Source organism: Paenibacillus sabinae T27 (assembly GCF_000612505.1).
In the GTDB taxonomy this organism is placed as follows: Bacteria; Bacillota; Bacilli; order Paenibacillales; family Paenibacillaceae; genus Paenibacillus_AQ; species Paenibacillus_AQ sabinae.
On the sequence record NZ_CP004078.1, the window covers coordinates 2,064,664 to 2,086,736 of the forward strand.

The 22,073-nt window shown below is 53.3% G+C and carries 18 protein-coding genes; 17 read left to right on the forward strand and 1 reads right to left on the reverse strand.

What is annotated here, in order from left to right:
* Positions 1–208 precede the first annotated feature (208 nt).
* The 8 genes from PSAB_RS24550 to PSAB_RS09480 all read left to right on the forward strand — a co-directional run bounded on the left by PSAB_RS24550 (position 209) and on the right by PSAB_RS09480 (position 12,093).
* Positions 209–3,751 (forward strand): PAS domain S-box protein, encoded by a 3,543-nt coding sequence (locus tag PSAB_RS24550; RefSeq protein ID WP_025334335.1) that lies wholly within the window; start codon positions 209–211, stop codon positions 3,749–3,751.
* The gene (locus PSAB_RS09450; protein WP_025334336.1) at positions 3,744–4,838 is read left to right on the forward strand and encodes a response regulator; all 1,095 of its coding nucleotides are present in this window, start codon (positions 3,744–3,746) and stop codon (positions 4,836–4,838) included. Before PSAB_RS24550 ends, PSAB_RS09450 begins: the two co-directional genes overlap by 8 nt.
* A 142-nt stretch (positions 4,839–4,980) precedes the next feature.
* Positions 4,981–5,736 (forward strand): NADPH-dependent oxidoreductase, encoded by a 756-nt coding sequence (locus tag PSAB_RS09455; RefSeq protein ID WP_025334337.1) that lies wholly within the window; start codon positions 4,981–4,983, stop codon positions 5,734–5,736.
* A gap of 38 nt (positions 5,737–5,774) precedes the next feature.
* Positions 5,775–6,677, forward strand: coding sequence for a LysR family transcriptional regulator (locus PSAB_RS09460; protein ID WP_025334338.1), 903 nt, complete (start codon positions 5,775–5,777; stop codon positions 6,675–6,677).
* A gap of 355 nt (positions 6,678–7,032) precedes the next feature.
* Entirely contained in the window at positions 7,033–8,049 is a 1,017-nt protein-coding gene (locus PSAB_RS09465) for a glycosyltransferase family 2 protein (protein WP_025334339.1), read from the forward strand.
* A gap of 55 nt (positions 8,050–8,104) precedes the next feature.
* Positions 8,105–9,379: a glycosyltransferase family 4 protein gene (locus PSAB_RS09470; RefSeq protein ID WP_084266479.1), complete on the forward strand. Its 1,275-nt coding sequence runs from the start codon at positions 8,105–8,107 to the stop codon at positions 9,377–9,379.
* Positions 9,380–9,408: 29 nt separating this feature from the next.
* The gene (locus tag PSAB_RS09475; protein WP_025334341.1) at positions 9,409–10,464 is read left to right on the forward strand and encodes a glycosyltransferase family 2 protein; all 1,056 of its coding nucleotides are present in this window, start codon (positions 9,409–9,411) and stop codon (positions 10,462–10,464) included.
* 87 nt (positions 10,465–10,551) lie between these two features.
* The gene (locus tag PSAB_RS09480) at positions 10,552–12,093 is read left to right on the forward strand and encodes a lipopolysaccharide biosynthesis protein (RefSeq protein ID WP_025334342.1); all 1,542 of its coding nucleotides are present in this window, start codon (positions 10,552–10,554) and stop codon (positions 12,091–12,093) included.
* A 128-nt stretch (positions 12,094–12,221) separates the two neighbouring features.
* On the opposite strand, the gene PSAB_RS09485 is transcribed toward PSAB_RS09480, so the two are convergent.
* Positions 12,222–12,935 (reverse strand): RNA polymerase sigma factor, encoded by a 714-nt coding sequence (locus PSAB_RS09485; protein ID WP_025334343.1) that lies wholly within the window; start codon positions 12,933–12,935, stop codon positions 12,222–12,224.
* Positions 12,936–13,130: 195 nt separating this feature from the next.
* On the opposite strand from PSAB_RS09485, the gene clpP reads away from it, so the two are divergent.
* The 9 genes from clpP (at position 13,131) to PSAB_RS09530 (ending at position 22,029) form a co-directional block, all read left to right on the forward strand.
* Positions 13,131–13,712, forward strand: a complete 582-nt coding sequence (clpP, locus tag PSAB_RS09490) for an ATP-dependent Clp endopeptidase proteolytic subunit ClpP (RefSeq protein ID WP_025334344.1) — start codon at positions 13,131–13,133, stop codon at positions 13,710–13,712.
* Between the two features lie 14 nt (positions 13,713–13,726).
* Positions 13,727–13,933 carry a hypothetical protein gene (locus tag PSAB_RS09495; RefSeq protein ID WP_025334345.1) on the forward strand — a complete coding sequence of 69 codons (207 nt, stop codon included), beginning with the start codon at positions 13,727–13,729 and terminating at the stop codon, positions 13,931–13,933.
* A 1,182-nt stretch (positions 13,934–15,115) separates the two neighbouring features.
* Positions 15,116–16,315 carry a saccharopine dehydrogenase family protein gene (locus PSAB_RS09500; protein ID WP_025334346.1) on the forward strand — a complete coding sequence of 400 codons (1,200 nt, stop codon included), beginning with the start codon at positions 15,116–15,118 and terminating at the stop codon, positions 16,313–16,315.
* 8 nt (positions 16,316–16,323) lie between these two features.
* Positions 16,324–17,463 carry a carboxynorspermidine decarboxylase gene (gene nspC, locus PSAB_RS09505; RefSeq protein WP_025334347.1) on the forward strand — a complete coding sequence of 380 codons (1,140 nt, stop codon included), beginning with the start codon at positions 16,324–16,326 and terminating at the stop codon, positions 17,461–17,463.
* A 243-nt stretch (positions 17,464–17,706) separates the two neighbouring features.
* Positions 17,707–18,036, forward strand: coding sequence for an ArsR/SmtB family transcription factor (locus tag PSAB_RS09510; RefSeq protein WP_025334348.1), 330 nt, complete (start codon positions 17,707–17,709; stop codon positions 18,034–18,036).
* Between the two features lie 103 nt (positions 18,037–18,139).
* The gene (locus PSAB_RS09515) at positions 18,140–19,252 is read left to right on the forward strand and encodes an NADH:flavin oxidoreductase (protein WP_025334349.1); all 1,113 of its coding nucleotides are present in this window, start codon (positions 18,140–18,142) and stop codon (positions 19,250–19,252) included.
* A gap of 159 nt (positions 19,253–19,411) precedes the next feature.
* Positions 19,412–19,768 carry a RidA family protein gene (locus PSAB_RS09520; protein WP_025334350.1) on the forward strand — a complete coding sequence of 119 codons (357 nt, stop codon included), beginning with the start codon at positions 19,412–19,414 and terminating at the stop codon, positions 19,766–19,768.
* A 191-nt stretch (positions 19,769–19,959) separates the two neighbouring features.
* Complete coding sequence (locus PSAB_RS09525; RefSeq protein ID WP_025334351.1) at positions 19,960–20,625, forward strand: deoxynucleoside kinase; 666 nt, start codon at positions 19,960–19,962, stop codon at positions 20,623–20,625.
* A 153-nt stretch (positions 20,626–20,778) separates the two neighbouring features.
* Positions 20,779–22,029 carry a stalk domain-containing protein gene (locus tag PSAB_RS09530; protein WP_025334352.1) on the forward strand — a complete coding sequence of 417 codons (1,251 nt, stop codon included), beginning with the start codon at positions 20,779–20,781 and terminating at the stop codon, positions 22,027–22,029.
* Positions 22,030–22,073: the final 44 nt, after the last annotated feature.

A 22,073-nucleotide genomic window follows, 5' to 3' on the forward strand; every position in this document is an offset into this window, starting at 1 on the left:
CATTTTGGGTTTGAAGACACGGCCGTCGGGCAGCCTGATAAGGGTGCTTGGCGGCCGTTTGAATTTATGGCGGCGGCCTGTCACAATATTATTTTTGTAAGCGCAACCAGCGAGTGTCCGGTCTAATTTTTTTGTTGAATGATGTCGAAGAAAAGATAAAGGGAGTTTTCAGGAAAACCAGGAAGACTCTGAGGGGAGGATGCCGCTCTTGGCTTCCATACATAGCATCGTTTATCTGGCGATATTCGTTATGGCTTATTTTATCGTACGCCTGTACGTGAAGCAGTTCCGGGCGGCCAAACAGCTGCTGGAAACCGAGAAGAAATACAACGAGCAGCTGCGCCTGTATCTGAATGTGATCGAGCAGTCGCCGCTTTCCATTGTGATCACCGATGCGCACAGCCGGATCCAGTACATCAATCCTTATTTCTCGGAGTTGACCGGTTACACCAAGGAAGAACTGATCGGCAAGACGCCGGGTATTCTGAAATCGGAAGAAGCAAAGCCCGAGATGTACTGGGAAATGTGGCAGACCATCAGCCGGGGCGACAAGTGGCAGGGGGAATTCATCAACAAAAAGAAGAGCGGAGAGAAGTACATGGAAGCCGCCATTATTTCGTCCATCAAGGATAGCAGCCAGAACATCACTCATTATGTCGGCATTAAAGAGAATGTGTCCGAGTACAAACGCATCAAAAGGGAGCTGTCCGACCAGTTCTATTTCACCTCCCAGCTCATTGACACTTTGCCCCACCCGTTATTTTACCTGGACGTCGAGGGTTATTTCCTTGGCTGCAATACCGCTTACGAGAGTGCGTTTAATGTGAATCGCCAGGAACTGACCGGACTGCATGCGAGGGACTTGTCGTACATGCCCCGTGACAGCTATCGGGTACTGGACGATATGCGGAAGGAAGTAAGCCGTAATGGCCTACCCTCCCAAAGGCAGCTCAGAAGGCCCTTTGCCGACGGAAAAGAGCATGATATTCTGTATTCTCTTTCGGCCTATCACCGTTCCGACGGCTCCGTGGGAGGATATTTAGGCATAATGACGGATATTACGGATCTGAAGACGAAGGAAAAAGAGCTGCTGGAAAGCCGGAATTTCCTCGATGTCATCATCAATCATATTCCTGTCATGCTGTACGTCAAGGACGCCGAAACGCTCAATTTCTACAAAGCGAATCAGGCCTGCGCCGATTTCCTTGGTCTGTCGACAGATGAAATGCCGGGGATGTGCGATTACGATCTGTTCCCGCAAGAGGTGGCAAGGAAGCTGAACAGTACGGACCGTAAGGTTCTGGAGATCGGGCAAGCCGTGAACGAAATTGAAATTTTGCCGGGCGACGGCGAGGAGGGCTCTCTCCGGTATGTCCATGCCTCAAAGGTGCCGATTCTGGATGCCGACGGCAAGCCGCTCTTTCTTCTGGGCGTTTCCGAGGATATTACCGAGACGAAGAAGAAGGAAGAGGAGCTTAAAACGGCTCTGCACGTCGCCGAAGAGGCAACGGCCGCCAAGTCGCAGTTTTTGGCCAACATGAGCCATGAAATCCGAACGCCAATGAACGCGATTATCGGACTGGCTCATCTGGCGCTCAAAACTGAGCTCAGCCCCAAGCAGCGGGATTATTTGTCCAAAATTCATAATGCCGGGACCTCCCTGCTTGGCATCGTCAACGAGATTCTGGATTTCTCCAAAGTCGAATCCGGCAAGCTGGAGCTTGAGGATACCGGGTTTGAGCTTCAGGAGGTGATCACGGATTCGGTTGCCCTGTCAAGCCAGTCCGCTTACGAAAAAGGCCTGGAGCTGATGTATTACATACCGGCGGATGTACCGCAGAATCTGACCGGCGATCCGCTCCGCCTTCAGCAGATCGTGACTAATCTGGTAAGCAATGCGGTAAAATTCACCGAGACGGGAGAAGTCGTTGTCCGGGCGGAGCAGGTCCGCCGAGTGGACAACAGGATCAAGCTGAAGATCAGCGTGCGGGATACGGGCATCGGCCTCAGTAAAGAAGCGGAAGCCAGACTTTTTCAGGCGTTTACCCAGGCGGACAACTCGACCACACGCAAATTCGGCGGTACGGGACTTGGGCTTGCCATCAGCCGCAGACTCGTCGAGATGATGGGAGGAACGCTGTGGGTGGAGAGCAAGGAGGGCGAGGGAAGCATCTTTGCCTTTACGGCCTGGTTCGGCGTCGGCGCGGAGAGCGTCTCTCCGGCCAGAGCGGTACCTGTTGAGCTTGGAAGGCTCCGGATGCTTGTCGTAGACGACAACCGGGCCGCTGGAGAGCTTTTGGCCGATTATTTGCGGGATTTTGAATGCCGGGCGACGGCCGTGTCATCCGGCGAAGAGGCGCTGCTTGCTCTTGAACAGGCGGATGCCGGTGAGCCATTCGAAGCCGTGTTCCTGGACTGGGAGATCGAGGGCAAATACGGCACCGAACTCGCCCGAAGGATTAAGAACAATGCGTCTTTAAGGCATGTTCCCGCAGTGATCCTCGTTACGGCTTTCGGAAGGGACGATTTCCTTAACCAGACTGACACCGGGAATGTAGACGATTATTTGGTCAAGCCGGTCAATCAGTCACTGCTCTATGACATGATTATCAGTCGGTTCGCTACCCTTAACGGGGGATTGTCCGTTCCCTCAATCGTAAAGGAGAAGGATTATAAGCTGGCGGGAATAAGGGTCCTGTTGGCCGAAGACAACGAAATTAACCAGCAAATCGCCGTAGAGCTGCTTAAAAGTCAGGGAATCGAAGCGGAGATCGCCCCGAATGGAGCGGAGGCCGTTCGCATGGTGAGGGATATGCCCGGGGAGCATTATCAATTGGTGCTGATGGATATGCAAATGCCTGTAATGGACGGATTTGCCGCCGCGCGGGCCATCCGGGAGCTGACCCCGCGGCTGCCGATTATCGCCATGACGGCCCGGACGATGCCGGAGGAGAGGGAGAAGTGTCTGACGGCCGGCATGAATGATCATGTGCCCAAGCCGATCGACCCGGATATTCTGTTCGCCATTCTGGACAGATGGGTTTCGGACAACCGGAAACGCAGGCTGCTGAGCGATAGCCGCTCGGTTGAGATCAATGAACAAGGTATCGGGACTCCTTTCGAGGCTCCGTACTTTCCGCAATTTGCCGGAATCGATACCGTTAACGGCCTTAGGCGGACCGGGTATAATGTCAAGCTGTACGTCAGCCTGCTGCAGAAATATGCAGACAACCACGGGAATACCGTGATTCAGGTCAAAAGGGCCGCGCAGAGGCAGGATTTCGCGACGGCCCACCGGCTCGCCCATAACTTAAAAGGCGTATCCGGTAATGTCGGCGCCCTGGAAGTGCAGCTTCTGGCCGACGAAGCCGTCACAATGCTTGCGGCGGGGCTTGCCGGAGAGGAGACCGATCTGGTTCTGGACAAGCTCGAAGCTGGTGTCCTGAGCATTACGGAAGAAATCCGGACCCGGTTACGGGAAGCCCGTCTGCTCGAAATCGAGGCACAGGTTCCAACCCGTCCAGCGGAGCAGGCCGTAAGGAAATTGCTTGTACTCCTGAAGGAGAGCGACAGTGAAGCCTCCGATTATTTTCAATCGGTCAAGGACCAGTTGAAGGCATGGATGGAGCCGGAGGAATGGCGCTTAACGGCCCGCTCGATCGGAATATTCGATTACGAAGATGCGATTGACCGGATCGAAAGGGCGGTAAGGAACGGCAACTTGGATATAGGGGTTGATAAAGATGCTTGACCTGAGACCCGTTGTTTTAGTGGTGGACGATACGCCTGACAATATTGCTTTACTGAGCGGCCTGCTGAAAGAGCGGTATAAGGTGAAAGTTGCAACGAACGGAGAGAGGGCGCTTGCAGTAGCCAAAGCCGCACCGCCCGATTTGATTCTGCTCGACATCATGATGCCGGTGATGGACGGCTATGAAACATGCCGGAGGCTGAAGATGGACAGGGAGCTGGAGGATATACCGGTGATTTTCCTGACTGCCAAGGAAGAGGTGGAGGATGAGAATAAAGGGTTCGAGCTGGGAGCGGTTGACTATATTACGAAGCCGATCAGCTCGCCAATTCTGCTGTCCAGGGTGAAGACCCATTTGACGCTCAAGCGGTCGAAGGATTTTCTCAAGGACAAGAACCATTTTCTTGAGACCGAAATTTCCAGACGGATCAAAGAAATATCTTTGATTCAGGAAGTCAGCATTATGTCCATGGCCGCTCTTGCCGAGATCCGGGATATTGATACGGGGAACCATATCCAGCGGACGAAGCTGTATGTCGAAGAATTGGCCACCCAGCTTAGCCGGACTCCTAAGTACAGCTCGTATTTATGCCAGGAGAGCGTCGATCTGATTGCCGCCTCCGCTCCGCTTCATGATATCGGGAAGGTGGGCATCCCGGATTATATCCTGCAGAAGCCGGGTCCGCTGACCCGGGAAGAGTACGAGATCATGAAAACCCACACGACGCTGGGGAAAGAGGCGATTTTGCGGGCGGAGCAGCTGATGAACAAGACCGAGACTTTTTTTCGTTATGCCAAGGAAATCGTGTATTCCCATCATGAAAAATGGAACGGCACAGGCTATCCTGAAGGACTTGCGGGGGAAAACATTCCGCTCTCGGCAAGGCTGATGGCCGTGGCTGACGTCTACGACGCACTCACCAGCAAAAGGGTGTATAAGGACGCCATGTCCCATGAACAGGCGGTGGCGATTATCACGGGGGATGCGGGCAAGCATTTCGATCCGGACATCGTCCCGGTATTTCTGAAATGCCAGTTCAAATTCAGGGAGATATCCGGCATCTACCAAGGCGAGGAAGTACACTGAAACATGCGGTCCTTGATGACGATTTCGACGCTGCTGCCTGAAATTACCGAACGCCTTGAGCGCATAAGCGCCCGGGCGTTTTTTTGTGCGATATCCGTTATAATAGGGCTTAGCTTAGAAAATATGAAGGAGGAACATTCTTTTGAATGAAGTTATTGCTACATTAAAAAATCACCGCTCCTACCGGCAGTATGCACAGCGGGAAGTGGAAACGGAAGCATTGCGGACCATCATCGAAGCCGCGCAGGCGGCTCCTTCCTGGATCAACGGCCAGCACGTGACGGTGATTTCCGTCCGGGACGAAGAGCGGAAGCGGCAGCTGTCGGAGTTCAGCGGGAACCAGAAGCATGTCGCCGAAGCACCGGTGTTTCTCATGTTCTGCATGGATTTTTACCGCGCCAAGCTGGCGGGCGAGATCGAGGAGACTTCATTTGAAGCAGAGCGCGATGTGGATGCATTGCTGATCGGGGCGACGGATGTGGGCATCGCGCTGGAAGCGGCGATCGTCGCGGCGGAGTCGCTGGGCCTCGGCGTCATTCCGATCGGCGGCATCCGGCGGAATACGCAGGGCGTCATCGACCTGCTGAAGCTGCCGAAATACGTATTCCCGGTAGTCGGTCTGTGTGTCGGGTATCCCGAGGCCGAAGTGCCCAAGCAGCCCCGGCTTCCGCTGCCCGCGGTTTGGCACGAGGAGAGCTATAATCCCGATCTGGCCGGATACCTGCAGGAAATGAACGACAGCAACCGGCAGGCGCTGAAAGCTCAGGGGCTGGAGGAAAAAGACTGGACCGCCCGTGTCGCCGCCTTCTTCGCCGCCAATCCGGAGTACGGGGACGCCAAACGCACGCTCCGGGAACAGGGCTTTGCCTGCAGCAACCTGGAACCGGATCCAAGCTAAAACTATCTATAAGCCTGTTTGAGAAAGGAATCGTCCCATTGACTCTACAACAATTGAAATACGTCATCGAGGTGGCGGGCCGCGGTTCGATGAACGAAGCCGCCAAACGGCTGTTCATTTCCCAGCCCAGCCTGTCCAACGCGATCCGGGATCTGGAAGAAGAAATCGGGATCACGATCTTTGAGCGCACCAACAAAGGCATTTCGCTGTCTAAGGAAGGCGCGGAGTTTCTAAGCTACGCCAGGCAGGTGGTCGAGCAGGCCGAACTGCTGGAGAACCGGTATCTTGGCGCCAAGCCGTCGCCCCAGCATTTCTCCGTGTCCACCCAGCATTACGCTTTTGCGGTCAACGCCTTTGTGAACCTGGTGCGCCGGCACGGCCAGGAAGAATACGAAATGGCGCTCCGTGAGACGAAGACCTACGAAATCATTCAGGACGTCAAAAGCCTGCGCAGCGAGATCGGCATTCTGTATCTCAATGAGTTCAACGCCAAGGTGATGGGCAGGCTGCTCAAGGACGCGGGGCTGGTCTTCAACAGCCTGTTCATCGCGAAGCCGCATATTTTTATCAGCATCCATAATCCGCTGGCCAAGCAGTCCATCGTGACCATCGACCAGCTTCATGAATATCCGTATTTGTCCTTTGAGCAGGGGGAATACAATTCCTTTCACTTCTCGGAGGAAATTCTCAGCACGTTGTCGCACCCCAAGAGCATCCGGGTCAACGACCGGGCGACGCTGTTCAATCTGCTGATCGGCCTTAACGGCTACACGATATCGACGGGCGTGCTTAGCGCGGATTTGAACGGCAACGAGATCATTCCCGTTCCGCTCGATTGCGACGAGAGCATCAATGTGGGCTGGATCTGCCATAAGGACGCCGCGCTTTCAAAGTTGGGACTGGCCTATGTCGAAGAGCTGGAAAAGGCGATTGCCGAGTAGCCGGGCCATTTGCCCGGGAGTATGAACAACGATTCTACTATTATATAGGGAACAGATATATTGGGAGCAAAATGGAGGGGGATCGCTTAAGCGCGAAACTCCTCTTTTTTTAGCGAATTTCCCCCTCTACGAGGGTACCCCCTTCTACTACGTTAGAGCCATTTTTGCCGTGTTTTCTGAAAGTCCATTGACCTTTTTTCTTGCGATAAATATATTGAGGTTAAGCCTATAAACGGATTTGGGATTCGAGCCGGTTTCAGAAGGTTTCCTAAAGCGGAACCGGGGAGTCCAAGGTCCTCCGAACGTGAATCTTTGGTCTTACTTTATTATCCATGGAAAGGGGTGCCCTGCTTCGATGAAACCGGAAATCAGCATCATTGTGCCTGTGTATAAGGTGGAAAATTATATCCGCAAATGCGTGGATTCGATTCTGGCACAGAGCTTCGAGAACTTTGAACTGATTCTAGTCGATGACGGCTCTCCCGACAACTGTCCCGCCATTTGCGACGAGTACGCCGCCAAGGACCCGAGAGTGCGGGTCATTCATAAGCCGAACGGCGGATTGTCCGACGCCAGAAACTGGGGTCTTAATATCGCCGAAGGCAAATACGTCGGCTTTGTCGATTCGGACGACTGGGTTGCCGACGATATGTATGAGCTGCTGTACCATTCCATAATCGAAAATGATTCGGACATCGCCGTATGCTGCCACTACGAGGTGGTTGAGGGCGAGCTGTTCCAGATCAACAATTTTGACGGCTATCCCCGCGTGCTTGGCAATGTGGAAGGATTGAGCGAGCTGCTGATGGACGTCCGGATCAAGAATCTGGCCTGGGACAAGCTGTACAAAAGAGAGCTGTTCCGCAATGTCAACTATCCCGTCGGGGTGTATTACGAGGATACTCCGACAACCTATAAGCTGTTCCTGAAGGCTTCCAAGGTGTCTTTGGTCAACATTCCGAAATATTTTTACTTCAAGCGCAAAGAGAGCATCACCGGAAGCAAAAATCTGAAGAAGCTCCAGGACAAATTCTACGGAGCCTATGAGAAGTACGATAAGGTCAGAAGCCAGTACCGGGACAAAATCGATAAGGCTACCTGGGGCTGGGCCGCCAATGTCGTCATTAATGAAGCGATGGAGCTGTATAATTATCTGCTCAGGCAAAAAGACGGAACCGCCCAGAGCGGGGATGTCGAAAAGGTCAAAAAGTTCCTGCGCGAAAATCTGTCCGTCATCCTGACGGCCAAGCCGATCGGGCCGAAACTGAAATTGGCCGCTCTTATCCTGTCGACGAGCGAGGCCTTCTACAGCCTGCTGTACAGCACCCTGATCTTTCCGTTCCGCAAAGAGAAGAATCAGAGCCTGATGTAGATCGCCCGGCAGAGCCGCGCTCAAGGTGCGAATTCTTATCTACAGGGAGGAACGTATGATGCATATCGGCATTTTTATGCACACCAATTACTTCGAGGATTTCTTCGTCAAGGGCCTCGGCATCAACGAACGGGAGTATGTCGAGTCCTATCATAATGATTTTTCGTTTGACTATGCCCGCCTGCTCCGTGAGCACGGGATCACAACCACCATCTACAATTTCACCAAAACCGGCGACAAGGCCCGGACCTATCAGCATAAAGTGGTCGATTGCACGGTCAAGTTCATACCGATTGGCACGCTGTACCGGATGTATGACCGGATTCCTTACGCAACCCGGACCCCCGTGCTTAAATTCATTTCCCAGTACGCCTCCACGATTCAGCCGGACCTTGCGCGGATTCTGCAGGACGACGGCATCGATGTCATCTATGCCCAGGAATATGCTTCCGGACGGTTTGAACGGCTGGCCGGCGTTGCCAAATCTCTTGGCATACCGATCGTGGCGGCCTATCACGGAGGCAGCATACCGAAATTCCTGATGCCGATCAAAAAACGGACCTTGAGCCAGGCCGCTTATTTGACGACACTTAACGAAGATGAGCATCGCAGCATGCTCGCTTCTTTGCCCCATATGAAAGACCGCATTCGCATCATTCCGAATTTCGTTAACCAGTCCATCTTCCACCGGGAAGACCGGGAAGAGGCGCGCCGCGCACTGGACCTGGACCCCGGTTCAAGGTACATCATAACGGTCGGAAGACTGGATGAGTATCAAAAAGCGCATTCGCTGCTCGTTGAGGCGGTCAAATCACTTCATGACTTTCCGGAGCTGAAGGTGCTGATCGCCGGAAGCGGGCCGGATGAGCAGGAGCTGCGGAAGCGGATTTCGGATGCCGGTCTGGAGGACAAAATCATCCTGCTCGGCTCGGTACGCGACAAAAATCAATTGAGGCACTATTACAACGCCAGCGAGCTGTTTGTGCTTCCCTCGCGCTATGAAGGACTGCCGCTGGTCCTGCTGGAAGCTGGAGCCTGCGGATTGCCTGCCGCGGCCTTCAATGTCATGGGGGTCAGAGGCATGATCCGCGACGGCGAGAACGGGCTGCTTGCGGAGAATCTCGACCCGCTTCGGCTGGCCGACTCGCTGCGGAAGCTGCTGTCAAGCCCCGAGCTCCGCGCGAAGATGGGGGACCGGGCGCTCGAAATTGTCCGCACCCAGTATTCCGAGGAGGTCATCGGCGCCAAGCTGAAGGCGCTGTTTACGGACAGTATTGGCGGCGGGGACGCCGTGAATTTCAAGCCGGCCGTTCTGACTGGTAATAAATGAAGGAACAGCCGTCAAAAGGAGGAGAGCTTGTGAAGCTTAGCGTGATCATTCCGGCGTACAATGTCGAAGCGTATATCGGTTATACGCTTGAATCGCTCGCCAGACAGAGCAGCAAGGATTTTGAGACGATTGTCGTTGACGACGGCTCCACCGACGGGACGGGGCAGGCGGTCCGGAACTTTATCGACAGCGGCCGGTTGGCGAACTGCCGCCTGATCACCAAGGAGAACGGTGGAGTCAGCGCCGCCCGGAACCGGGGGACCGAGGAAGCGGTCGGCGACTATGTTCTGTTTCTTGACGGCGACGATCATGTGGCCCCCGGTCTGGTTGAAGCTTTCGCCAAGGCGGCGGATAACGGAGAGCCCGATATAGTATGCTGGAAATGGACGCTGGTCGACGAGAAGGGGAAGCAGCTCTACGATTTCTACCGGGATACCCCGCGTCTTCCGAAGCGGATGTCGGGCGCGGATGCGCTGCGGCATGTGCTGGTCAATCAGGACATGCGGATCTGGACGGCAAGCGCCGCCTACAAGAGACGACTTCTGGAAGAGGAAGGGATTCTCTATACGCCCGGCTGCGTGAACGGAGAGGACCAGGAGTACACGTTTAAGGCTTTGGCGCGCGCGGCCGACGTTGTTTTTATCGACAGTGTGTTGTCTTATTATCTGCACCGGAGTACGTCTATCTCGGGCGTATACAACGTCAAGAAATTTGACTTTGCGGACGCCTTCAAGCGGGCCGGAATGTATATGGACGGACGGCCTGAGCTGAAAGAGGTTCAGGATACGCTTCTGTATCGCCACATGATTGAGAACTATTTTTATAATCTGAAGACCTGCCTGGGAAGCTCGGGCAAAGTGTCCATCCGCACGTTGCTGCAGGATATTGACAGGAACTACCCGCATTTAAATGAAGAAATGCGTGATTTAATCAAGCGCTGGACCAAAGAGAACGGCAATGCGAAAGCGCATGTCCGCGCATTTCTAATCGCTCCTGAGCTGTACCGGGTGCTCCTCGGATGCCAGCAGGCGGCGATCAAGCTGAAGTCCCGTATCCGCTCCACACTCCGTCATGCGACGGCGTAACGGAAACCGGAGTATGGCTGTCTAATAATCGAGGGAAGGAATGCACTAAACCAAGCAGTTACAATATGAAGCTAAAGGAGGAACGGTATGATTGCCAAACGCAGCTTTCTCAATATCTCCATCGGCTTGCTCAGCCAGTTGGTTACCATTGCGCTCAGCTTCTTTATTCCCCGGCTGATTATGCTGAATTACGGTTCAGAAGCCAATGGGCTGGTTGCCTCCATCACACAGATCATCGCCTATTTGTCACTGCTGGAAGCTGGCGTCGGCGCAGCGTCGATTCAGGCCCTCTACCGGCCGATCAGTAAGAACGACCGTTCCAAGATCAATGATATTTTGGCTGCTACCTCGATTTATTACAAAAAAACGGGACTTTATTATTTCGCCGCGGTCGTCCTGATTGCGGGAGTTTATCCATTTGTGATTGAATCTGGCTTTGACGCGGTGACGGTCATGGCGGTTGTGGCGCTCAGCGGGCTGGGCGGCGCGGTCAACTATTATTTTCAGGGGAAGTTCAGAGTGCTCCTGCTTGCCGAGGGGAAGAGCTACATCGATTCATCGGTCGGCACCATTGCCAATGTCGCCAACAGTCTGGTCCGCATTGTGCTGCTGCTGCAAGGCTTTAATATTATCGCCGTACAGGCGGTTTATTTTATCGTCATCCTGCTGCAGATTGTGTTCTACCGTTTCTATATCCGTAAATATTACAGCTGGATCGATCTTAACCGGAAACCCGATTATGGGGCGATCAGCCAAAAGAATTCCGCGCTCATCCACGAGCTGTCCTATCTGATTTTCCGAAATACGGATATTCTCGTGCTGACCCTGTTTACGAATCTGAAGGTCGTAAGCATCTACGTCCTGTATAATATGGTGTTCAACTTCGTGGACAATCTGGTGCATATGGTCACCGGCAGCTTCAAATTCGCACTCGGCCAAAGTTATTTCGATAACCGGGAAAAGTTTATAAAAATGTACAACATGTACGAGACGTACTATACCGGGTTTATTTTTGCGGTGATCACTGTGGTTACGATTATGATTCTGCCGTTCATGCATCTGTACACGGCCGGAATCAAAGACAATAACTACATCGATGTTCTGCTGCCTCTGCTGTTCGCCGCGGCCAAGCTGCTAATGAATGCCCGGGCTCCGGTGGACAATGTGATCGAAATCGCCGGCCATTTCCGCAGCACCCAGGGAAGATCGATTCTGGAATCGGTGATCAATCTTGTCTGTTCGATTGGATTTGTCCTGCTGTTCGGAATCTATGGTGTACTGATGGGCACGATTGCGGCGCTGCTGTACCGCACGACAGATATGATTTTTTATGCCAACCGCAGGCTTATGGATCGCAGTCCGTGGCTCACGTTTAAGAAGTGGGGGGCCAATATCGCGCTGTTCGTCTTCATCTATCTGGTCGTGGAGAGCGTCACTCTCCCTGTCCATTCCTACCTATCGTTTGTAATATGGGGAATCGTGCTGTCTGCGGTGATATTCCCGATTTATCTGGCCATCAATTCCCTGTTTGAAAAAGATTCCTTTGCGCTGCTGCCCGAGCTTGTCAAAAGGGTAACGTCGCGCTTCGGAATCGGGAAAAAGCCGGCTGCGCAGGGCGGCTCGCAGTAAGCTGCGCGCGGCCGGGAAGCGGGTACCCGGGAGTGGGTATTGATGCGTTCCTAGTCCCCTGTTGCGATAAAAAAAGCGCCACTGCCATAAGCCGGCAGGGCGCTTTCTTGTTTGTTAGGCGGGCGGCCTTATGCTGCCATGAGCATAACGGTGCCGCCGCCGCTCCGGCCTGTGCTGTACGGCGGCCGGGCATCCTGCATCCAGCCGACGGCCTCGGCTGGTTCGTCCTCCTGCCGAGCCAGCGCGATCAGCTCGGCAATGTCCGCGCGCTCGCAAGCGGCCGCCATCCGCTCCAGCAGCGCGCGAAAGCCGGGCTCCTCCGGGAGCGGAGGACCGCCCAGGGCCAGCTCCTCCCGCAGCGCAGGCAGCGCCCGGCGCGCCCGGTGGAGCGCCGCTTTGACGGCGCCCTCCGTGGTCCCCAGCAGCTCCGCGGCTTCGGCGGCCGAATACTCCAGCACGTCCCGCAGGAGAAACACCGTCCGCTGAAGCGGAGACAGATGCTTCATCATCGCCTGCAGAGCCATTTCCGCGGCGAAATCTCCGCCGCTCTGCGTAACCGCCGCCGGATCAAGCAGCAGCGGCAGCTTTTGGCTCAGCGCGGTTTTTCTCCGCGCCGCATCAAGCCATGTATTTTTGGCGATCCGCAGCAGGAAGGCTTCAGGGTTGCCGTGCCCGGACCTTAAGGGGTTAAGCGCCTTTACCCAGGTGTCCTGAACCAAATCCTCGGCATCCCAGCTTGAGCGGGTGAGCGACAGACAGTACCTTTTCAGAGCGGCCTGTAATTGAATAATCCCGCTGTCATCCGGCAGCTTCCCTTCTTCCGCGCGTTTCGGAGTGATCATGCGTATTCCTCCTTTTGCATAAGCGATATCTGAACCCATTCCTTCTTTCTTTCCAGTGTAAACGAATAACGATGCGGAAACGATACGCGGCTGAAATTATTTTATCGGAGTATCAATTGCAGTATCTTTCGGGCGCCTTCAACCGTATACGGGTCAGAACAAAACATTCAATCCAATCGGTGGAGGTAAGCGAAAATGAGTTATATTCCTTATGTGCTGGAACAGACGAGCCGGGGTGAGCGTTCCTACGATATTTACTCCCGGCTGCTAAAAGACCGGATTGTGTTCGTAGGGGCGGCGATCGACGACCAGCTCGCGAACAGCGTCATTGCGCAGCTGCTGTTTCTGGCGGCGGAGGACCCGGACAAGGATATTCATATGTACATCAACAGTCCGGGAGGCTCCACTTCGGCAGGGTTCGGGATCTATGATACAATGCAATTGATTAAGCCCCAGGTGAATACGATTTGCACCGGCTTCGCGGCTTCCTTCGCGGCCTTTCTTCTTCTGTCGGGAGCGACCGGCAAACGCTGCTGTCTCCCGAACGGCGAAATCATGATCCATCAGCCGCACGGCGGGGCGCAGGGGCAGGCGAGCGACATCGCGATCAGCGCGAAGCGCATTTTGCAGGTGAGGGAACGAATTGTCCGCATTACCTCGGAACGGACCGGTCAGCCGATCGACAAAGTCGAGAAGGATATGGACCGGGACTTCTTCATGACGGCCGAGGAAGCTTTGGAGTACGGCATTATCGACAAAGTGATCACCCAATTGTAAAGGAGAGAGAGAACATGTTAACGGCATTGCAGGGAGAAAAAGCGGCGGTTTATTTTCTGGACGGCACCTTTCTGGGGGATGGCGTTCTGGAAGAGGTGGGCGAGAAGTTTATCAAATACGTGACGGACTATCAGGTCCATTACATTCCGATTACGGCGATCCGTTCAGTATCCGTGGAGACCAAAGAGCGGCAGCGTCCGCGGGTGGGATTCGGGCAGTAGAAGCTTGATTTCACTTCTTCATGACATTTAAAGGACCCTTACCCCGTGCAGGCGGGAGGAATGGGTCCTTGACTTTTTTTCGCGCTGTGTCTATGTCGTTCCTACTCTCGTAGTTAAGAACGGCCATTTTTCAGTGTATGAGTCAGCCTCCCAAACGTGTCGGCCGCGGGGTATGCCGGAGGATTTGGCCGCATTTGGGTTCTTTTCTACATCCTGTGCCTAAGTCACCTTTGATAACCTTTTGGATTTGCAGAAAATCCCCTCCCACCTACGGTCGTCCACAGACTATCCAGTGAAAATTAACGGGCCGGATTGTGTGCGGATTGAGGGCTGCGGACTGCGTGCTACGGGCTACGGGCTGCGGACTACGGGTTACGGGCTGCGGGCTCCGGGCTGCGGGCTCGTTGCGGGCTCCGGGCTGCGGACTACGGGTTACGGATATTCCTGCGTTGATACATCTTTTTTCAGTGAAATTCCTCCTGCCTTAACCCATTCCTGCAACGGTGCAGGTATTCTCCTCCGATCTCCCCACCAATCGGCCCGCGAGCTCTAATAGCTGCATAATCGCATCTTTTACTTCCCCATGCGCCAAATTCACCTGAAATACCTGCATATTTGCAGGAAAATGCCAGCCCCTCTACGCCGGTCACTCCTAAGCCCAAACTCGACTAAGCCCAAACTCGACACTTACCTTAATCGCAGATTCAGACATGAGCTTGCTTTTCTGGACCGTTCAAAGCGGTGCGCCGCCGCCTCGAAATCGTCCGTCAACATAGGAAAACAAGCAGTTCCCGGGCTAAATCCTGCGCGCTGTGATCCTGAACCCGATTGTGCTACAATGAATAAATTGTTCCATCGGGTAATGGCGGTCCTCCCCAGAGCCGTTTATTTCTGCCGGAAAAGGGTATAGCTAAACTGTGGGCGTTTGCCGATTTATCGTTTTAAAGCGGTGAAAAACGGAGGATTTTTATGCATTTTTGAGGATTTTCAAGCATTATTATTGTTTGTGTAAATTCTTCACGGTATTCGTCGATTTTTATTGATTATTTGCGGCAGGTTTTGTATAATCAGCGTTGTTGATTTTTCGTAAGCATGCGCTTTCCAAGCGAGTTTTGCTGAAATCATATTTAATGAAGCTATTTCAATTTCACCATTACACTTTTTTTGAGGAGGTCTTTCATTTTGGGAAAAGCGTTAATTATCGGCGCTGGCGGCGTCGCAAGCGTTGTTGTTCATAAATGCTGCCAGAACCCGGATGTTTTTGAGGAGATCTGTATTGCGAGCAGAACGGTAGAAAAATGCGAAGCTTTGAAAAAGAAATTGGACGGAGGCCGCACGAAAATCCAGACGGCCCGGGTTGACGCCGACAATACCGAAGAGGTAATTCAGCTCATCAAAAGCTTTGGGCCGGACGTCGTTATTAACGTGGCGCTCCCTTACCAGGACCTGACCATTATGGATGCCTGCCTTGCAACGGGCGTGCATTATCTGGATACCGCGAACTACGAGCCGCCGGAAACGGCGAAATTCGAATACAGCTGGCAGTGGGCGTACAAGAAGAAATTCGAAGAAGCCGGCATTATGGCTGTACTGGGCTGCGGCTTTGATCCGGGTGTAACCGGCGTATTCTCGGCCTATGCGCTCAAGCATTATTTTGACGAAATTCACACGATCGATATTGTTGACGCCAACGCGGGCGATCACGGCTATCCTTTCGCGACCAACTTCAACCCGGAGATCAACATCCGCGAAATTACCGCCAACGGACGCTACTACGAGAACGGCGAATGGATTGAAACGCCGCCGCTTTCCGAGAAGAAGGTATACGACCTGCCGGAAATCGGACCGAAGGACATTTACCTGCTGTATCATGAAGAGCTGGAATCCCTGGCCAAAAATATTACGGGAATCAAGAAAATCCGCTTCTGGATGACCTTCTCCCAGAACTACCTGACTCACCTGAAGGTGCTGGAGAACGTCGGCATGACTTCCATCGAGCCGATTGTGTTCGAAGGCAAGGAGATCATTCCGCTGCAATTCCTGAAGGCGGTTCTGCCGGACCCGGCGTCGCTCGGACCGAGAACGAAGGGCAAGACGAACATCGGCATTATCGCTCAGGGCACCAAAGACGGCGAGCCGAAGAATTACTACGTCTACAATGTATGCGACCATCAAGAATGCTATCGTGAAGTTGGCTCCCAGGCCATTTCCTACACGACCGGCGTACCGGCCATGATCGGCGCGATGCTGATGATTAAGGGAACCTGGATGAAACCGGGCGTTTACAACGTGGAAGAACTGGACCCAGACCCGTTCATGGAGCTGCTGAATACTAAAGGACTGCCGTGGCAGGAAGATTTCTCGCCGACGCTGCTGGATTAGGATTTGTGATGAAAGAGATTAATTTCAGCGCGGTTCCTTCACCAAGTTATGTTGTAGACGAAAGGCTTCTTGTCAAAAATCTTGAGCTGCTGAACTCTGTTCAGGAGCGTACGGGCGCGCATATCCTGCTGGCCCAAAAAGGCTTTTCCATGCATGCTCTCTACCCGCTTGTAGGGAAATATCTGAAAGGCGTCACTTCCAGCTCCTTGTTCGAAGCCCGTCTCGGTTACGAAAAAATGGGCAAAGAGGTTCACGCCTACGCTCCGGCGTATGTGGACTCGGAATTCGATGAGCTGATGGAGTACAGCGATCATATTGTTTTTAACTCCTTCGACCAGTGGAGTCGCTACAAGGAGAAGGTTCAGAGCGCTCCGAAGCATATCAGCTGCGGCATCCGCGTGAATCCCGAGTATTCCGAAATCGAGATTCCGCTCTACGATCCCTGCTACAACAATTCCAGAATGGGCGTGACGCTGGATAACTTCCGGCCGGAGGAGTTGGACGGCATCGAAGGCCTGCATTTCCATACGATGTGCGAGCAGAACTCGGATACACTGGAGCGGACGATCAAGGTCGTGGACGAGAAATTCGGTCCATATTTGAAAGGCATGAAGTGGCTCAATTTCGGCGGCGGGCATCATATTACGCGTCCCGATTACGATGTGGAGACGCTTGTGCGCTGTATTTTATATATGAAGGAAAAATACAACCTCCAGATTTACCTGGAACCGGGCGAAGCCATCGCCCTGAATACCGGATATCTGGTGGCGACAGTGCTGGACGTGGTCAAGAACGGCATGGAAATTGCCATTCTCGACACCTCGGCGGAATGCCATATGCCCGATGTGCTGGCCATGCCTTACCGGCCGAACATCATAGGTGCGGGGCAGCCGAACGAGTATGAGCATACGTACCGCCTCGGTGGACTGACCTGTCTCGCAGGGGACATTATCGGCGATTATTCGTTCAAGCAGCCGCTCAAGAACGGCGACCGTCTCGTATTCCTCGACATGGCGCATTACTCGATGGTCAAGAACCACATGTTCAACGGAGTGAACCTGCCGTCCATCGTGTCCTACAACGATGAGGAAGGCGTCAAGGTGATTCGTACCTTCGGCTATGAGGATTACAGCGGCCGCTTGTCGTAAGGCAGGCGTAGACAGAAAATGATATGAAGCCAATTCATATCTGTGTGTGGGAGAAGGGCAGCTTACCGGCTGTCCTTCTTTCGAAATATCAGAAAGAGTCAGCTGCGCCCATATCCTTTTTCTGATATTTTTACGAGAAACGGTTACCTTCCTCTTTCAGAGGACAGTGAAGCCGTTTCTTTTCTATATAGGTAGAACTTTTGGTATACTGGGAACAAAACAACCAAGAATGGGTGTCGAGTAATGAAAAATGAAGATATTCTTGCGGTACTGAAGGCACTGTCTAATGAGACCCGCCTAAACATCCTTTGCTGGCTGCGGGAGCCGGAAAAAATGAATGAGAATCTGCCTAATGTCATTAAAGAAGAGTTCCCGGGCGGTGTCTGCGTGGGAAGCATTCAGGAAAAATCCGGTCTTGCGCAGTCGGTCATCTCCTCATACCTGTCATCTATGCAGAAGGCCGGACTGCTGGAGTCCCGCCGCTTTGGCCAATGGACCTATTACAGGCGAAATGAAGAGGCGATCGCAGCCTTTTTGGAGGGCTTTGAGGCCGGACTGCAGGCGAAGAAGTAGCAGCTCTGAAGGTTTTCACCGTATTGCTTGCATTTCCATCGATTAATCTATATATTTGTATTTACAGATTAATGCCTTTTTCTATATAGGAGGAGAGAATGAGATGACTGTATCCAAAACAGCTGCGGCTCTGTTCAAGCCTTTTGAAAGCGGCCGATTGAAGCTTGAAAATCGTATTGTCATGGCCCCGATGACCCGATCCTTTTCGCCAACAGGCGTTCCAGGTCCAGACGTGGCCGGATATTACCGCCGGAGGGCGGAAAACGGCGTCGGTCTCATCATCACCGAAGGAACAGTCATTAACCATCCTGCTGCGGCTGCTGACAGCGGCGTGCCGCATTTTTACGGAGAGGAAGCTCTGGAAGGATGGGCGCGCGTCGTTCGCGAAGTTCATGAAGCGGGCGGCAAAATCGCTCCGCAGATTTGGCATACCGGAACCGCCCGCGATCGGAAGAATTTCCCGGATTCGAATGCCGACCCGATCGGGCCGTCGGGCCTCAGCCTGACCGGTGAGCAGGTATCAGAACCGCTAACGGTTGAAGAGATTCGCGGTCTCGTGCAGGCTTATGCCCAGGCCGCTGCCGATGCGAAGAGCGCCGGATTTGACGCGGTGGAGATCCACGGCGCGCACGGCTATCTCATTGACCAGTTCTTCTGGGACTTTACCAATAAGCGTACGGATGAGTATGGCGGCGACCTGGTTGGCCGCACCCGATTCGCGGTAGAGATCATCGAGGCGGTGCGAGCTGCGGTCGGTCCTGACTTCCCGATTATCTTCCGTTTCTCCCAGTGGAAGCCGGTCGATTACGGCGTCAAGCTGGCAGCTAACCCGGAGGAGCTGGAGCGCTTCCTCGCGCCGTTGTCTGCGGCAGGCGTTGATATTTTCCATGCCTCTACGCGCCGCTTCTGGGAACCGGAGTTCGAGGGCTCGGATCTCAATCTGGCGGGCTGGACTCAGAAGCTGACCGGCAAGCCGGCTATTACCGTAGGCTCTATCGGCTTGGACTCCGATTTCACAAGCCTGTTCGAGGAGGGCAAGGGCGGGCAGTATGCCGGCCTTGACAGCCTGATCGAGCGTCTGGAGCGCGGAGAGTTCGACCTCGTCGCAGTTGGTCGAGCACTGCTGACCGACCCCGCGTGGGCGGCCAAGATCCGCGACAATCGCATCGAAGAACTGCAGCCCTTCAAGCGGGAGGATCTTGCTACGCTGAGCTGATTCAACGCCGATTGACCCATAGCAGACGGCATAATTCCAAGGCCTTTTCGGACTCAGTCCGAAAGGGCCTTTTATATGTAATAATAAAGGTTGATTTGCGAACACATGTTTGGTAAAATGGCGATAAGTAATTATTTTCCACCGGAAAGGATGTTTGAGATGATTATCAGAACGTCATCGCATTATGGAGATGATACCTGCTCATCTTACGTAACGGCAGGGGATTTTATCTTTCTTTCGCATCACGCAGGTGGGCATGAATCAAATGATATCGTACACCAAATGGAAGCCAGCTTCGACAGCCTGGCGGCTACCTTGGAATCGGCCGGAGCGACATTTGGCGATATTGTCCAGATCAATCTGTATCTCAAGAATATTGAGGATTTCAGAGTAGCGAAGGATGTGTTTTATAAATATTTCAAGAAGGATCATTTTCCTGCGCGAATGACAACCACTACCGATTTCGTGAATCCGACTTGCTTATGTATGCTCGATGCCGTTGCTTATAGCAGCTGATTTTACATATGAAAAAGGCATTCAAAACCATGAACGGTTTCGAATGCCGCGAAGAAAGATGTCGATGGAGTTTATTTCATCCAAACCCACAATTTTTTATGCGCCGGTCCGGAGGCTGTGATACAATGATCTGGTTGTTTTTAGCTTATGTATTCAGACAGGGAGCTTTCCCAGGTAAAGGAGCTTACATAATGAACCGATATCATATCCCGGAAAATGCGCTGATCACGGTGGCCGGAACCGTCGGCGTAGGCAAATCCACCTTGACGGCAGCCTTGGCGAAGAGCCTCGGCTTTCGGACCTCGCTGGAGCAGGTTGAGCATAATCCGTATCTGGAGAAATTCTATGTTGATTTTGAGCGCTGGAGCTTCCATCTGCAAATCTATTTTCTTGCCGAAAGGTTTAAGGAGCAGAAGAGGATGCATGAATTGGGCGGGGGCTTCGTGCAGGACCGTTCGATTTATGAGGATACCGGCATTTTCGCCAAAATGCATGCCGATCAGGGTACGATGTCCGTGACGGATTACGCTACATATACCAGCCTCTACGAGGCGATGGTGATGACGCCTTATTTTCCGCATCCCCATGTGCTGATTTATTTGGAAGGCGCCCTCCCGTCTATTCTGTGCCGGATTAAGGAACGCGGGCGCGAAATGGAGATTCGGACTGACCGAACCTATTGGGAGAAAATGTATGAACGGTATTCGGCATGGATTGACGGCTTTGACGTTTGCCCGGTGCTGCGGCTCAATATCGACGAGTACGATGTGAACGACCACGCCTCTATGGAGAGCATATTAACGCAAATTGGGGAGCTAACCCGGCTGAAGGAAGCGGACCGGAGCCATGTTTATTAGTAACGAAACGGAAATCTTTCATAGAGGACAGGCTCTCGGAGGTCGGCGGCTTCTTTTTTTGTGAGAATTCCCTGAAAAATGGCAACTATTCTTCTCTCGTCGCGTTTAAAGATAGGGGCTGCTATTTTTATAGGGAACAGGAGAATTGGACAAATGAAGCATTGGGGAAAAATATTGCTATGCGGCGCGCTGCTGCTGGGGAGCGCCCCGGCCGCCGTGCCCGGGACCGCTTCGGCGGCCGGGGAAGTCTCGATTATACTTGACGGCTATCCGCTGCCATTTCCGGTGGAGCCTTTGGTCAAGAATGGTACGACGATGGTACCGTTCCGGGCCATCTCCGAAGCGCTGGGCATAAAAGTGCAGTGGAATCAGAGCGCGAAGCGAATTACCGCCTCCAGAGTGGACAAGGCGGTAGTAAAAAATGTGGTTCTGACGCTCGGCAGCAAGACCGCGCTGGTAAATGGCGGTTCAGCGAAGCTGGCGGTCGCGCCGCAGACGATTCGCGGTACAACGATGATCCCGCTGAGCTTCTTTAGCCAGCAGTTCGGTGCAAAGGTATCGTGGAATCAATCTACGAAGACGGTGTCGATCACCTCGCCGAAGACGGAGATGTACACGCTGGGCTTTTATGCGATGTCCTCATACAGCGAATATGCGCTGCTCCCGGATTTCGACGCGATGGCGTTTGGATGGAGCCGGCTGGACAAGAACGGCGAGCTGACCACCACGGGCGCGGATCACTACTGGCCGAAGGCAGACGGCGATATTACGCCGGAATATATTGTACAGAACGCAGATGCCGGAGGAACAACGCCATATCTTATGGTCTATTCCGGAGACGACGGTCTTGAAGTGACCAAGAACCTGGAAGATAAGGCGCTTCAGGAGAGAACGATTGCGAATATCATAGAGCTGGCTGTGCAGAAAGGCTTCAAAGGCATCGTGCTGGATCTGGAGGGGCTCGGCATGACCGGAGACAAGGCAAAGGCGGCGGCGGATTATAACGCTTTTGTGAAAAATCTGTCCGGCAAGGCGCGCGCGCAGGGGCTGAAGCTCAGCATCGCCGTCCATCCGATCAACAGCTCTTACACCGGCTATGATTACAAGACGCTCGCGTCTTTGGCCGATGATTTGATTGTGATGGCTTACGCCTACGAGGACGAACAACGTCCCGAACCGACGGCTAAAGTAGACGAAGCGATCCGGCTCGCCCTGAAACAGACGACCAAGGACAAGATCGTGCTGGGCGTCTCTCTCTATAGCGAGAACGAAAGCTCCGTCAATACGAAAATCGGCCTTGCCAAGCGTTACGGCCTGAAGGGGATCGCCGTCTGGCGTCTGGGCCTGATCGGCCAGAAGGCGTGGAATGAAATGAACAAGTCGGTGGAATTGAGCAAATCTTAGAGCGAACAATTGAGCGAATAAAACGAACGAGGCTGACCGAAGGG